We start from the raw sequence: 14,930 nt of genomic DNA, 5'->3' as shown, positions 1-14,930 counted from the left end.
TGCATGTGAACTTATTGACCATCCCGCGATACGCCTCCTCCAGTAACAATCCAGCGCCCGTCTTTCCAGGTCATAAAGAACGCTAAAGTCACATCGAACGAAGTATCACTTTTTATGATTCGCTGACCGATACAAGCAGTTCCATTGTTGGTCGATGCTTTAAATACGACCCCAATAGTGCCGTCCTGCACTCCCCACTTCTTGTCCGTAACGGGTTCCACCGATACGATGCTTGTGATGGTAGAGCTATTGTCATACATCCACCCATTTGCATAGAGATTGGTGATGTTCTTGATGTAGGTCTCCCGGAAACTCTCTCCAGGTTCGGTGATATCAGCAAAAGGTTGTGTATCGCCCGTGTTCCACGCATAGGTGAGTGTCTCGACCGCATACTCAGCGGTGAGTTCTGCGCCGCGTTCGGTGTTCTCTTTGGCTTCTTCGGGTAGTTCGGGTTTGGTGTAGGTGTCTGCTGCGAATTCGGCTGGGCGTACGAGGACTCCATTGGGGCCGATCGCGTATCCGCCCGACATGGCGGGTTCGCTCGATGCTGACGGCATGGGCGCTGGGTGCACGGTGGGTGTTGCCGCGGTGCTGGGGCGATCGTTCCACGAGGCGATACTCGCGCCCAGCGTGTAGGCACCAACAGCTGCCACAGCCACCAGCACGGTGAGGCCGATACCGATTGCCCATGGGCGCAGCGCTGCGCGCGTGGCTGCTAGGGAGCGCTTCTTGCGGCGTGACGGCGGGGCGAGGAAGTCTTGCTGTTCTTCCTCGGTGTCGGGTCGCTCGGATAGGGGTGGGACCTTCATGGTGTGTGTGCCTCCACGGTGAGGTATCCTCCGGCGCGCCCCCACCGTTGGGGGCGCGTCCTTTCTCATCAGGGTACGCGCAGAACCGACACGAAACACTAAGAATGCTGCGCAACCATCACGCAAATCCTCCCACCCAAACCCCCACAACCGCACGTATGTGCATGACTGGCCCCGGCCTCGTCGTGACCTGTGGGTATGGACGTGTTCCCAGATTGTCACCGGTCGGCGATACCGAGTTATCGGCCTTGCAAGTGGACACAGATGCCGGCCCCGTGCGATATGGTTGTCGAGAAATGAAGCGGGGTTGTTCATCGGCGCTTGGGAACGACTGTCCCGTGCCAGCGCGATCGGCGGTCGATCACTCGCATCCGAATCCGCGCGCATAGGAACCGCTGATACAACGAGATCCCTCGAGGAAGAGAGGTCTTCCGTGGAGACACAAGGAGAAAAGTATGGAAGCCATTGAGGAGTTGATCAACGCGGCGCAGACCTTCTACGACGATGCGCGCGCGAATGAGAATGGGCGCTCCCGCTCGTGGGAGCATTGCTATCGCGTCTTCCGAGATGCGCGGACCGACCCTTCCCCGGATTATGACTATTTGAGCCTGCACCTCGCTTTCTACCTGGCGAGCTGGGGAATGTATCGGGGCTCGTCCTTCCTGCTTCAGAAGGACTACAAGGTGCTGTCGCCCATCGTCGAGGAGATCCTCAAGCCCGAATACGACTGCCTGTTTGGACTCGCGTGTGCGGATTTACGAAACAGTGACGTTCAGACACAGCTCACGAACGTGTACAACGACATCGCCAACGATTTCGGGCCAGTGCGCAATCAGGTCGCAGGGCGTGAGGTCGCGAGCCCAGTGTCACAGGTCCTCATCACGAAAATCCTCATGGGAACGCTCGGCTGCGTGCCCGCGTACGACAGATTCTTCGTCGACGGCATCAAGAAATACAAGGTGACGACGCAGGAATACAGTCCGGACTCCGTCCTTAGGCTTGTGGACTTCTACGAGGCCCACAACGACCGCCTCGAGGAAGCGCGGCGCGGAATGCAGACCGAGGACCTGACCTATCCCCAGATGAAGCTGCTCGATATGGGGTTTTGGCAGATCGGCTTCGAAAGGGATGCTGGGGACGCCAAGTGACCCATCACTGACCGTCTGTGGGGTCGGCGACACCTAGTTTATCGGTCATCGCCGACCCCACAAGAGTCGCTTACCCCCTCGATGCGCACGTGCCGCCCGCCGTGTGGACAGTGGATGGCCGAATCCTTGTGGGCTACCCTCACAACCGAGTACTACTACCGGCGCACCTTCACCACCCGCAACCAGGTCTACACCGGGGTCGCCACCTGGATCGAAGACTTCTACAACCCCCGCCGCATCCACACCAGCCTCGGCGCCAAATCCCCCATCGAAGACGAACGACACGAAGCGGCCTGGACAACAGCCGCATAAACAAACCGTCAACAACTTGCACACAGGCCCAACGAGTTCCCTAACGCCTGGTACGAGTACGTTGAGTACGGCACGGACAATCCCATCACCATCGGTCTACAACGATTGGGATTCAGTCGGGAGTCAGCTGCGTACCTGCGTACCCATGCAGACCGCGGCTACTACACCGTCAATGAGTCCAACCAAGTGGACCTCAACCCGCGCATACTCAAGTGCGACAACCCCGAAGTGCGTATGGAGGCAAGGGAAACCTAATTCAACGTTCCCGAGTTCATGCTCCCGGCCAACTAACTGAAAGTTTCCGCCGTTGGTTCACCCACTTGTATGCCGAGACCTCTACCTGTGGCGACTCAATGACCGACGCGAACAACGGCTACCGTTTCCCAGACCATCAGATGCATGGATGATGGCGATCTCCTCGTCAGCGAGAGAATGATCCGTAACTGTGAGGCGCTGAACCTGACGCTCCCACGAAACCCACTACAGGAAGGCAGTGAGGCCAGGGAGACGCTGCACCCGGATTAGAGCAACAAACTCAGATTTCGACGGCGCTTCCGCAATCAGCGCTGGCTTTGTGATGCTAATTTGAGATGCAGGATCCGCGTGCGAGCGCAACAACCCCAACAGCATCCACGCCGACGGCCACTCTTAGGTCTGCGGCCTAACTGAGCAGGAGTAGCGCCAATGTGTGACAACTACCTCGCGAGTTCACGACAACGAACGCCCTATAACTGCGCTTGGCCTCTTCAGTCCAAGACGAAGACATACGGACTCATAGACGCCGTTCAATCAACGATGTCGGCACACAGTTCGTAACCGCGCAAATATATCAAGACTCTTGGAATAAAAAGGAAAAGATGTAATGAACGATCAGACTGTGAATCGCGAGGCTACCGTTGATCCGATGTGGGATGACGCGCCGGTGAGCGTAGCCAACGAAGTTAGTTTCATCTGGTCAATCGCGAACAAATTGCGGCCCACCTATAGCTCAGACAAGTACAAGGACGTCATCATTCCGATGACGATCATTCGCCGCTTCGAGTGCGCACTGGCGCCCACCAAAGACAAGGTGGTTGCCCAGCACGAGAAGATACCCAGCTACCCGTACAAGGCTATGTGCCAGATTGCCGGGTTCTCCTTCTACAATACCTCACGCTTCACCCTTGAGCGCCTGCTGGACGATCCAGACAACATTGCAGCCAACTTCAAGGCTTACATCGAGGGATTCTCACCCAACGTCAACGACCTGCTCATGTCTGTGGAGAAAGGCCTGGATTTCGCCAAGCAGATCGACAAGATGGATAAGGGCAATCGCCTTTATGGCGTGGTGAAAGCCTTCTCCGAATTGGACCTAGACCCGCGTACCATCGATTCGATCAAGATGGGATACATCTTCGAAGAACTCATCCGAAAGTTCTCCGAAAACGCCGAAGCCGGTGAGCACTACACCGGCAGAGACATCATCAAACTCATGGTGTCCATCCTGCTAGCTGAAGGATGCGACGACATCTTCGACGACGGCAAGGTCATCACCATCCTAGACCAAGCCTGCGGCACAGGCGGCATGCTCTCCACCGCCTTCAACTACATCCACCGCTTCAACCCAACCGCGGACATTCGACTTTTTGGCCAGGAGAACAACCCTGAGTCCTACGCCATGTGCTTGGCGGAGATGCTCATCAAGGACCAGGACGCAGACAACATCCGCTTCCAAGATACGATGCTTGCGGATTGCTTCACCGACATCAAGATGCGGTTCGTAATCGAAAACCCACCCTTCGGCCAAGCATGGGGCGGCAAAGACGCCGCAGATGGCGTTGAGAACGCCGTTATCGCGGAACACGAGAAAGGCTTCTCCGGCCGTTGGGGGGCCGGGACGCCCGGCGCGGGAGACATGCAGATGCTCTTCTTGCAGTCAGCCGTAGACAAGATGGATCCCGAGCGCGGCCGGGCCGCGATCATTGAGAACGGTAGCCCGCTCTACACCGGTGAAGTGGGCTCCGGTGAGAGCCAGATCCGCCGGTGGCTGCTGGAACAGGACCTCATCGAGGCGATCATTGCCTTGCCGGTAGACCTGTTCTACAACACCGGGATCGCCACCTACATCTGGATACTCTCCAAGAATAAGCGGGCAGAGCGCAAGGGCAAAGTGCAACTCATCGATGCCAGCCAGATCTTCCACAAACTGCGTAAGGGCCTCGGCAAGAAGAAGAACGAGATCACCCCTGATGACCGGGAACATATCACGCGCCTATACGCGGACTTCGCGGAAAACGATCTGTGCCAGATCTACCCGAACGAAGAGTTCATCTATCGCGAATACACCGTCATGCAGCCGCTGCAACGGTCCTATGGGATTACCGAGGAACGCATCGAAAACCTCATCAACGGTGGATACCTCAACTCATTGTTCAATCCAACGAAAGTGGCCAAACTAGAGCAGAAGGAAGAGCTCACTGCGAAGGAAGAGCGAGAACTCGCTAAGCACCGCCAGGGCGAACCGCTCTACACAGCCATCATCGATACCCTCCGTGCAGCAATCACTGACCAAGTATGGCTTGCTCCGAAGCCTTTCACCGCTCATCTAAAAAGCCTGGTTCGGCAGACAGTTGTGGACAGCAAACTTCTTGCTAAGATTGCCGACGGCCTCTCGCTCATGGACAAATCCGCCGAGATTCAACGCGATCGGAAGGGCAACACTATCTACGACACCGCAACAAAGGACGTGGAACGAGTCCCCGCCGAGGAAGACATCACCGAATACATGCAGCGCGAAGTCCTTCCCTACATACCGGACGCGAAGGCATTCTTTGAAGAGGATCTCTCCAAGAAAAAGCCAGTAGTGAAGACCGGCGCAGAAATACCATTCACGAGATATTTCTATTCCTACGAGACGCCTGTAACGGCAGAAATATATGCCCAAGAGTTTATGCGCCTAGAACAAGAAATCTCTGCCTCCATCGTTTCCCTCTTTGGAGGGCGACTGTGAAGACAGTTGGGTCTCACTGGATCGCCGAGGTGCCATCAGGGTGGCGAATTGACACTCCTCGCTTCGCATTTAGCGTTCGTGGTGAGCGTGCAAAGGCGGGTATGGAACAGATGACTGTCTCCCAACAGTATGGGGTCATTCCACAGTCTGAGTATGTCAAGAAGACTGGCAGTCACGTAGTAGTTGTCGAGAAGGACTTCACCATTCTCAAGGCCGTTTACCCTGGCGATTTTGTCATTCACATGCGCAGCTTTCAGGGTGGATTAGAACTCAGCGAAGTTAAGGGTTGCACAAGTTCCGCTTACGTAATGCTGATTCCTGGACCGCAGATCCACTCAGCACGCTATTATCGATGGGTTTTTAAGTGTGATGGCTATATCAATGAACTGAGAAGCACATCAAATCTAGTTCGCGACGGTCAGGCGATGAGATGGGCGAACTTTATCCAAGTTCCAATCCCATTCCCACCACCCGAAGTACAAGACAGTATTGCAAAATATCTCGACCGTGAAACTGAGCGAATTGAGGAACTGAAAGATTCGATCCGAGCGCAGATCGATGCGCTCGATTCCTACAAGCGTTCTGTGATTCTCGACGCTGTAACAAAGGGGCTTGATCCAAACAGAGACATGGTGGATTCCAAGATCGATTGGATCGATCGTCTACCCAGGAATTGGAACGTAGCTCCGCTTCGGCATTTTTTTCATGAACATAAAGCAAAGAATCTATTTCGGCAAGAAACAAACTTGCTTTCATTGAGTTACGGTCGCATAATTCGGAAAGATATCGGGACTGTTGATGGTTTGCTTCCGTCGAACTTCAACGGCTACAACATCGTTGGTCCCGGAGATATCGTCCTGCGTCTAACTGACCTTCAGAATGATCAAAAGAGCCTTAGGACTGGTCTTGTAAACGAACGCGGAATCGTCACTTCCGCATATATTGCTCTTCGCAAGCATCGTGAGCTGGACTCGACTTATTTCCACTACCTATTTCACACCTACGACATCTGTAGGGTGTTCTACAACATGGGAAGTGGTGTGCGGCAGGGGCTTACCTTCTCAGAGCTTTCACGTCTTCCATTGGTGGCACCACCGCTTGACGAACAAAGGCGTATAGGCAGGTTCCTAAATGAAGAGATTACCAAGATAGATGAAGTACAGCGGAAGAAACGGAAACAACTTGATTTGCTGGACGCATACAAAAAGTCTCTGATCTATGAGGTCGTGACAGGTAAGCGGGAGGTGCCGGTGCGATGAGGCAGATTCTCACTGAGCGGGATTATCAAGAGTTCATCGTTGGAGAGCTCGAGACACGTCATCATTACCTTGAGCGTGACGATTCTGATTTTGATCGCCGGTACATGATTGACGCCGGCATTCTGATGGAGTTCCTCTCCGAGACACAGAAGGACACAATTGAGGCGCTGGCCAAGATCTATAAACAGGATCTTCAGGAAACTATCCTTGGGGCCATCAATAATGAAGCGACCAAGCGTGGCGGCAGTCTGCTCTCGGTTCTCAAGCGGGGTATTGAGCTGTCTAATCGCACGCTGACCTTGATGTACCCGAAGCCCGCAACAAGCTTCAATACCGAGTTGTCCGGGAAGTACCGGGCTAATCGCTTCACGGTCGTTCAGGAGGTGTGGACGACCGATGAAGAGAAAGAACGGATTGACCTGGTCATCTGCCTCAATGGTCTGCCGATTATCAGTTTTGAGCTCAAGTGCAACGCTTCCGGACAGTCCGTTGAGGACGCGATGTGGCAGTACCGCAAGGAGCGCGACCCTAAGAGCCGTCTCTTCTTGTTTAAGGCCGGGACCCTGGTCAATTTCGCGATGGACCTCAACGAGGTCTACATGACCACCAAACTCGATGAGGAGAAGACCTTCTTCTTGCCCTTCAACATGGGCAGCGGCGAAGGTGTCTACGCAGGCAAAGGCAACCCAACCAGCAAGGACGACTATCCGGTCTCTTACATGTGGAAGGAGATCCTGGCACCCGACTCCCTTATCGAGCTGATCTCCAAGTTCATCTTCATCCAGACCAAGGAGAGGGTGGATGAGGCGACCGGGAGGAAGAAGCGCAGCGAAGCGATTATCTTCCCCCGCTACCACCAGTTGCGCGCCGTCCGTCGCATTCTTGCTGACGTTGTGGACAATGGCTCGACCCGCAACTACTTGATCCAGCACTCGGCAGGTTCGGGCAAGACAAACTCGATCGCTTGGCTGGCTCACCGTCTTGCTTCGCAGCATGACGCGAACGATGAGGTCATCTTCAACAACGTCATCATCGTGACCGACCGTGTCGTTGTCGACCGGCAGTTACAGAAGGCCGTGATGGGGCTGGAGCACAAGTCTGGCCTCATCCAGGTAATGGGCGACAAGGCCTCCTCGGTAGACCTTGCCAAAGCACTGATGGGTAACACGAAGATCGTGGCCACCACGATCCAGAAGTTCCCCTACATCGTCGACACCGTCAGCGGGCTAAAAGACAAGCGCTTTGCCGTTATCATCGACGAGGCCCACTCGTCCACCTCCGGCAAAGACATGTCCGCTATCACCCAGACCTTGGGATCGGGTGATACGGGTGAAGTGGATGTTGAGGATATGCTCGCGGATGAGATCCGCAAGAACGGCAAGCAAGACAACGTCTCCATCTTCGCCTTCACCGCCACCCCCAAGCCCACAACCCTGCAACTGTTTGGCACCCAGACGCCTAAGGGCTTGTGGGAGGCCTTCGATCTCTACTCCATGAAGCAGGCCATCGAAGAAGGCTTCATCCTGGACGTGCTGACGAACTACACCACCTACGACACCTTCTACCGCCTGAACAAGGCCATCGAAGAAGACCCACGCTGCAAGACCAACGACGCCAAGCGGCAGATCGCACGATTCGTGGCACTGCACGAGACCAACATCCAGCAGCGCATCGAAGTCATCATCGAACACTTCCGCACCACCGTCGCCAGGGAGCTCGGAGGCACAGCGAAAGCCATGGTGATCACCGGGTCTCGCCAGGAAGCCGTGAAGTACCGGCAAGCCCTCGAAGACTACGTAACCCGCAAGGGATACCAAGACATTCACGCCCTCGTAGCCTTCTCCGGCAAAGTCACCCTCGAGGGAGATAAGACGGAGTACACCGAAGCTGGAATGAATGGCTTCCCTGAAGCACGCCTGACCAGGGAATTCGATAAGGACGACTACCGGGTCCTGCTGGTGGCCAACAAGTACCAGACCGGCTTCGATCAGCCCAAGCTGTGCGCGATGTACGTGCTCAAGACGCTGCGCGGCGTATCAGCAGTGCAGACCCTGTCGCGTTTGAACCGGATCTGCCCACCCTATGACAAGCGCACCTTTGTGCTCGACTTCGTCAACGACTACGAGGCCATCAAGAACTCTTTTGCCCCGTATTACACCACCACGATGCTGTCGAACACCGTCACCTCCGACGGCATCTACGAGCTCGAAGCCAAGATCGATGGCTACCTCGTCCTTGACCCTGACGATGTGGAGAAAGCTAACGATCTCATCTATTCCGGTAGCACGACTGCCAAGACGCAGCAGCGCGTCATCTACTACCTGCAGCGAGCAAAGGCGGCCATTGAGCGGCTCCCGATTGAGGAGCAACTCGAGATCCAAGGCTTGATGAAGTCCTTCGTCCGCTTCTACGAGTTCCTCATTCAAGCCACCTCGTTCGAGGATACCGACCTACACCGCAAGTACAACTTCATCACCTATCTGCTGCGTTTCTTCGCCGTCAAGCACCCCGGTAGCGGCTTCGACTTGAAGGGGAAGATCCAGGCCAGCAACTTCGTACAGAAGAAGACCGGCGAGCACGCCACACCAAACCTGGTCGCAAAGCCTGTAGTGAGCCTTCCCCTGGCTGGGGGCCTTGGCATGAGTGAGGATGAGGAACAAGAACTGTCCAAGATCCTCGCTGAGATCAACGCACGCACGGGGCAGAACTTCGACCAGGACGTCGCCGTCAAGGCCCTGCTGCAAATCAGGGACCTGCTCCTGAAATCTGAAGCCCTCAAGACCAGCGCACGCAACAACACCGAGTCCGACTTCGAGTTCAGCTACTACTCGGCCATCGATGACGCCCTCCTGGCTGGCCTTGGCCAGAACCAAGAGTTCTTCTCGCATCTCCTCAACAACGACGATGTCAAGAAGCAACTCATGGGTCTCTTCAGCCGTGACATCTACCAGAATCTCCGAGGTGATGGCCAGTCATGACAGACAAAGCCATCCATCGTGAACTGGGGTTGCCATACTCTAAAACCGTCAACTTTGACGATGTCGCGCGCCTAGTTGAGCGGCGGGTGGCTGAAACCGAGGACCTCGACTTCAAACAAATTCTGGCTCTTCATAATTGGGGGTGTAGTTGGGGTTTGAATCCGCCGGTTTCGAGGAGTGCTCGGGTGATGTAGTTGGTGAGGTTTTGGAATCCGAGTGCGGATCCGCGTAGGTGTTCGAGGCGGCCGTTGATGGCTTCGGTGGGACCGCCTGTGGTGTGGGGGTGGTCGAAGTAGGCCAGGATGTCGCTGGCTCGGCGTTTGAGTGTCCTGCCCAGCGTAATGAGCTCTTTTGGCCTGGTCTGGTTTTGTGGACCGGGCGTTTTGAGGGTTGTTGGCTGTTATTGGTGGTGTTGTGCCCATTGGTGGGCTTCGGCAGGTGTTGTTGACATTTCGTTAAGCGGGTGCGTGATGCGGGCGGGGATACGAGGGGATTGCTGTGACACCGAGCCGTGGCAGTGCCCCGCTCGTTGCGGCTTACCCCTGCGCGACCTCAGCCCGGATGAGGGGGATCGGGTAGGCCGCCGCCGAGATGGGGGAGAGGAACGAGTCCGTAATACCGGCCGTGAACGCGTCGATGCCGAGGACCTTGTACAGGGCGTTGCGGCCGAACTTCGTTGAGTCCGCGACGAAGTAGGCGGTCGACGCGATCGAGCGGACCTTCTGCTGCAGCTCGATCGAGTAGCCGGTTGACGCGTAAATGCCGTCCTCCATCACCGAATTCGCGCCGAAAACGGCCGTGTTGACGCGGATGTGGTCCAGCTGGTCGATGGCGGTCGGCCCCCACATGTGGGTCCGGTTCGGCAGCAGCTCGCCGCCCACGAACACCAGGTTCAGGGAAGGCTTCTTCAGAATCTCGAGGCCCACCAGCAGATCGTGCGTCACCACGGTCACGCGGCGCGCGTCGAGGGCCCGAGCCACCTCGAGGCACGTCGATCCCGAATCGATGAACACGGACTGGCCGTCGAGGATGCGCTCCGCCATGGCCGGGCCGATCGCCCGCTTCTCCGCGCGGTTCGGGGAATCCTGCAGGAACTCCTCGGTGTCCTCGTCCTGGGGGATCGGGATCGCGCCACCGTGGGTGCGGCGCACGAGGCCGGCCTCGGCCAGGTGCTCCAGGTCCCTGCGGATGGTTGACACGTTCACGTCGAGAGCCTCTGCCAAGGAGGACACGGTCTCGAAGCCGGTTGCCTCAATCATGGAGACAATGGTGTCTTGCCGGGTCACGATCGTTCCTTCTGCTGGCTATGGTCTACGCGGGGTGCGACGAGGGGTACAGATGATGCCTGCAATAGTGCATCGTGATCGCCGCCCGCTTGACACTGTACCGAACTTTCGGCGCGAATGTGCGCGATACCGCGCAACGAGGGCATTTGCCTAAATCACCAGTCCACAGGGGCGTTTTTCGCTCAGCATTTGCGTATAACCGTGCGTTGAGCTGCGCGCCCGTGAGCAGTTAGCGGCGAATCAAGCCGTCAGAAATGCGCGAAAGCGAGTTGCTCCTGCGCGATACCGCGTGTAATGTAAGTGATTGCGACGCGGGTCACGCCATGATGCGTGCGTCATCGCAGGAGATGGCGAACCCGGAACGTCCGACAACTAGATCACGAGGAAGTGACGACATGAAGATCGGAAGACTGACGGTGGCATCGGTGTCCATTGCATCGATGCTTGCTCTGACTGCCTGCTCGACCGTCGGAGGGACGACAGGCGACAACTCCGCATCAAACACCGGCTCGGCCGCGGGCGATTCCGGCAAGACGATGGTTACCGTCGTCAAGGTCAAGGGCATCGCATGGTTTGATCGCATGGACGTGGGCGTCAAGGAATGGGGCGCCGACAACGGATACGACACGCGAACGGAGGGTGGAACCGACGTTGCGCCGGAAAAGCAGATCCAGATCATCCAGGACCTGATCGCGCAGAAGCCGGTCGCCATCACCGTCGTCCCCAACTCTCCCGAGGCCCTCTCCGCCGTCCTCGAACAGGCGCGCGCACAGGGCATCAAGGTGGTCTCTCACGAGGCGACCGGCATCAAGAACGTTGACGTGGACATCGAGGCATTCGACAACGCCTCCTACGGTGTCGACATCATGAAGAACATCGGGGAGTGCACGGGCGGCACCGGTAAGTACGTGCAGTTCGTCGGTGGTCTGACCGCCAAGACCCACATGGAATGGGTCGAGGCCGCCTACGACTACCAGCAGAAGAACTTCCCCAACATGGAGCGCGTCGAGACGCCCATCGAGTCGACCGACAACGAGACCGCGGCATACGAAAAGGCCAAGGAAGTCCTCGGCAAGTACCCGGACATCAAGGCCTTCCAGGGCTCCGCCGGTAACGACGTGCCCGGCATCGCCCGCGCGATCGAAGAGGCCGGCCTGTCCGATCAGGTCTGCGTCATGGGCACCTCCATCCCCTCGGCCTCCGCGAAGTACCTGGCGACCGGATCGATCGACAAGATCTTCTTCTGGGATCCCGCCCTCGCCGGCAAGGCCCAGCTGCAGATCGCGAAGATCCTCGCTGACGGCGGCACCATCACCGAAGGCACGGACCTCGGCATCGAGGGTTACAACAACCTCCACAAGCTCGACGGCTACGACAACGTCTGGGTCGGCAACGCCCAGATCGCCGCAGACGCCAAGCAAGCGAAGAACTACGACTTCTGATCACGCAGCCCCGGCCTCGTGACACATCGGCACGAGGCCGGGGCGGGCGTCCCACGACAGCGCAGTCGACAAGACACTCGAAGGAGAGCACATGTGCAGCAATGTGGATGAAGCACCGCGCCCCCACGGAGAAGGCGTCAGCGTGCAGGAGAACCCCTTTCTAGAGGTTCGGGATATCGTCAAGAACTTCGGCGGTGTTCGCGCCCTCGATGGCGTCAACATGGCCGTCTGGCCGGGAGAAGTGCTGTGCCTGGCCGGCGAGAATGGCTGCGGAAAGTCCACTCTCATCAAAGTCATCTCCGGAGTGCACGCGCCCGACGCGGGACGCATCCTCATCGACGGCCACACCGTCTCCTCGCTGACGCCGCTCAGCGCCATGGACGCCGGCATTCAGGTCATCTACCAGGACTTCAGCCTGTTCTCGAACCTGACGGTCGCCGAGAACATCATGATGACCTCGTCGGTCACAGAGAAGAAGAAGTTCTTCAGCTCCACGAACGCAAAGAAGCAGGCCGCGCAGATCGTCGAGCGCCTCGGCGTCCCGCTCCCGCTCGACGCCGACGTCGAACAGCTCTCCGTCGCGGACAAGCAGCTCACCGCCATCTGCCGCGCCCTCGCCGGCAACGCGAAGCTCCTCATCATGGACGAGCCGACGACCGCCCTCACCCAGCGTGAGGTCGCGCGGCTGTTCATGGTCGTCGAAAAGCTGAGCGCGCAGGGAGTCGCCCTCATCTTCGTGTCGCACAAGCTCGACGAGGTCATGGCCATTTCGCAGCGCGTCACCATCATGCGCTCGGGACGCAACGTCATCGATTCGCCGGTCGAAGACCTCGACCGCGAGAAGATCACCCACTACATGACCGGCAAGGAACTCGACCAGAGCCGACGCGTCCCGCCCCTCGCGGAGGACGCTGAGGAGCGCCTGCGCGTCGAATCCCTCACCTCCCAGGGAGGCTTCGAGGACGTCAGCTTCTCGGTGAAGAAGGGCGAAATCCTCGGCATTATCGGGCTCCTCGGATCCGGCCGTACCGAAATCGCCCAGGCCCTCTTCGGCCTCCTGCCCATCGACTCTGGACGCGTCTACATCGATGGCGAACACGTCGAGGTGGGCTCCATCGGACAGTCCATCAAGGCCCACATCGGATACGTCCCCGAAGACCGACTCACCGAGGGCCTCTTCCTCGACAAGTCGATCGCCGACAACGTCATCGCCGCGTCCATCGACCACCACACCTCGAAACTCAACACGCTGCGCAAAGACAAGATCCGCCAAACCATCGCCCACTACTTCGAGTCGCTGCGCATCAAAGCCCCCGATGTCCTCGCCCCCGTGCGATCCCTGTCCGGCGGCAACGCCCAGCGCGTCGTCCTCGCGAAGTGGCTCGCGCGCAACCCCAAGGTCCTCATCCTCAACGGCCCCACGGTTGGCGTTGACGTCGGCTCCAAAGCCGAGATCCTCGACATCCTGCGCGAACAAGCGGAAGCCGGCATGGCCATCGTCATCATCTCCGACGACGCTCCGGAACTCGTCTCCTGCTGCCATCGAGTGCTCATCACCAAGGGCGGCCACATCGCCGCCGAACTGGCCGGCGAGGACGTCGATGCTCGAACGATTAGAAAGATGGTTGTGTCATGAACATGAATACCGTCGCACGGCGCGTCCTGCGCTGGATCTGGGGACCCAACCGTGAAGGAATTGTCCTGTCTGTCCTGGTCCTCCTGACCATCATCATGTCCGCGATCAGCCCCGCGTTCTTCACGGTCTCGACGCTCTTCTCCCTCCTGCGTTCCTCCATCGTCCCGATGATCTACGCCCTCGGCGTCCTCCTCGTTATCATCTCCGGTGGCATCGACGTCTCCTTCGCGGCCATCGCCTCGTTCGCCTCCTACGCCACCATCGTGTTCCAGCTGAGCCGAGGAATCAACATCGGCCTCGTCGGATCCTTCGCCATGGCGTTGGCCATCGGAGCGCTCCTCGGCCTGCTCAACGGCTACCTGATCTCCAGGTTCAAGCTCCCGACCCTCATCGTCACGCTCGGCACCCAGGGAATCTTCCAAGGCTTCCTCCTGGCGTACATCGGCTCGAAGTACATCGCCCAGCTGCCCGAGGGCATGGCGTCGGCCTCAACCGCGAACCTGGTCTCCGTCGAAACATCGACGGGCGTCGCGCTGCTGCACTCCATGATCATCCCGGCCATCATCCTCGCGATCGTTATCGCACTGGTACTCAGCCGGACCATGTTCGGGCGCGCAATCTACGCGATCGGCGGTGACACCGAATCCGCCCACCGAGCCGGCATTAACGTCAAACGTACCCAAATCTGGGTGTACGTCATCGCCGGAACCCTCGCCGCAACCGCCGGCATGGTCTACATGATCCTCGGCAGGTCCGCCAACCCCCAGGAACTTGTCGGCCACGAACTCGACATCATCGCCGCCGTCGTCCTCGGAGGCGCGTCGATCTTCGGTGGACGCGGATCGGTGCGCGGAACGATCCTCGGTGTGCTGCTTGTCCAGCTCATCAACAACTCGCTGATCCTCATCGGCGTCCCCAGCGCCTGGCAGCGCGCCGCCGTCGGCCTGCTCCTCGTCGCCGGTGTCGGCATCCAAGCGCTCGCCGCAAAGCGCAGCACGCGAACGCTGCGCGCCAAGAGCGCCCAGGCCGACCGTAGCAACGCCGTCCCCCAAGCTGTCGAAGGATGAGTCC

The 14,930-nt window shown here is 57.9% G+C and carries 10 protein-coding genes and 1 pseudogene; 8 read left to right on the top strand and 3 right to left on the bottom strand.

Features of this window, described 5'->3' with window-relative positions; genetic code table 11:
- Positions 1 to 11 precede the first annotated feature (11 nt).
- Positions 12 to 809 (bottom strand): DUF6318 family protein, encoded by a 798-nt coding sequence (locus tag ACTODO_RS03200; protein WP_003791332.1) that lies wholly within the window; start codon positions 807 to 809, stop codon positions 12 to 14.
- A gap of 455 nt (positions 810 to 1,264) precedes the next feature.
- Here ACTODO_RS03200 and ACTODO_RS03195 point away from each other — a divergent pair, with 455 nt between their 5' ends.
- The 5 genes from ACTODO_RS03195 to ACTODO_RS03175 all read left to right on the top strand — a co-directional run bounded on the left by ACTODO_RS03195 (position 1,265) and on the right by ACTODO_RS03175 (position 9,495).
- Entirely contained in the window at positions 1,265 to 1,957 is a 693-nt protein-coding gene (locus ACTODO_RS03195) for a hypothetical protein (RefSeq protein ID WP_003791330.1), read from the top strand.
- An 81-nt stretch (positions 1,958 to 2,038) separates the two neighbouring features.
- Positions 2,039 to 2,269 carry an integrase core domain-containing protein gene (locus ACTODO_RS03190; RefSeq protein ID WP_081445764.1) on the top strand — a complete coding sequence of 77 codons (231 nt, stop codon included), beginning with the start codon at positions 2,039 to 2,041 and terminating at the stop codon, positions 2,267 to 2,269.
- A gap of 862 nt (positions 2,270 to 3,131) precedes the next feature.
- Positions 3,132 to 5,258 (top strand): type I restriction-modification system subunit M, encoded by a 2,127-nt coding sequence (locus ACTODO_RS03185; RefSeq protein WP_003791325.1) that lies wholly within the window; start codon positions 3,132 to 3,134, stop codon positions 5,256 to 5,258.
- Entirely contained in the window at positions 5,255 to 6,517 is a 1,263-nt protein-coding gene (locus ACTODO_RS03180) for a restriction endonuclease subunit S (RefSeq protein WP_131332752.1), read from the top strand. Before ACTODO_RS03185 ends, ACTODO_RS03180 begins: the two co-directional genes overlap by 4 nt.
- Positions 6,514 to 9,495, top strand: a complete 2,982-nt coding sequence (locus tag ACTODO_RS03175) for a type I restriction endonuclease subunit R (protein ID WP_003791320.1) — start codon at positions 6,514 to 6,516, stop codon at positions 9,493 to 9,495. The genes ACTODO_RS03180 and ACTODO_RS03175 overlap by 4 nt, the downstream gene beginning before the upstream one ends.
- A gap of 130 nt (positions 9,496 to 9,625) precedes the next feature.
- Here the strand turns inward: ACTODO_RS03175 and ACTODO_RS10455 are convergent.
- Positions 9,626 to 9,847, bottom strand: a pseudogene (locus ACTODO_RS10455) (transposase); the annotation flags it as partial.
- A gap of 184 nt (positions 9,848 to 10,031) precedes the next feature.
- Positions 10,032 to 10,781 (bottom strand): DeoR/GlpR family DNA-binding transcription regulator, encoded by a 750-nt coding sequence (locus ACTODO_RS03170; RefSeq protein WP_081445763.1) that lies wholly within the window; start codon positions 10,779 to 10,781, stop codon positions 10,032 to 10,034.
- A gap of 395 nt (positions 10,782 to 11,176) precedes the next feature.
- Here ACTODO_RS03170 and ACTODO_RS03165 point away from each other — a divergent pair, with 395 nt between their 5' ends.
- The 3 genes from ACTODO_RS03165 to ACTODO_RS03155 all read left to right on the top strand — a co-directional run bounded on the left by ACTODO_RS03165 (position 11,177) and on the right by ACTODO_RS03155 (position 14,926).
- Positions 11,177 to 12,223, top strand: a complete 1,047-nt coding sequence (locus ACTODO_RS03165; RefSeq protein WP_003791317.1) for a substrate-binding domain-containing protein — start codon at positions 11,177 to 11,179, stop codon at positions 12,221 to 12,223.
- Between the two features lie 91 nt (positions 12,224 to 12,314).
- Positions 12,315 to 13,859 (top strand): sugar ABC transporter ATP-binding protein, encoded by a 1,545-nt coding sequence (locus ACTODO_RS03160; protein WP_003791315.1) that lies wholly within the window; start codon positions 12,315 to 12,317, stop codon positions 13,857 to 13,859.
- Entirely contained in the window at positions 13,856 to 14,926 is a 1,071-nt protein-coding gene (locus ACTODO_RS03155; protein ID WP_003791312.1) for an ABC transporter permease, read from the top strand. Before ACTODO_RS03160 ends, ACTODO_RS03155 begins: the two co-directional genes overlap by 4 nt.
- The last annotated feature ends 4 nt before the right edge of the window (positions 14,927 to 14,930 follow it).

The organism is Schaalia dentiphila ATCC 17982, from assembly GCF_000154225.1.
Taxonomy (GTDB): Bacteria; Actinomycetota; Actinomycetes; order Actinomycetales; family Actinomycetaceae; genus Pauljensenia; species Pauljensenia dentiphila.
The sequence above is the reverse complement of the archived record's forward strand: the minus strand, read 5'-3'. Positions and strand labels throughout refer to the sequence as shown.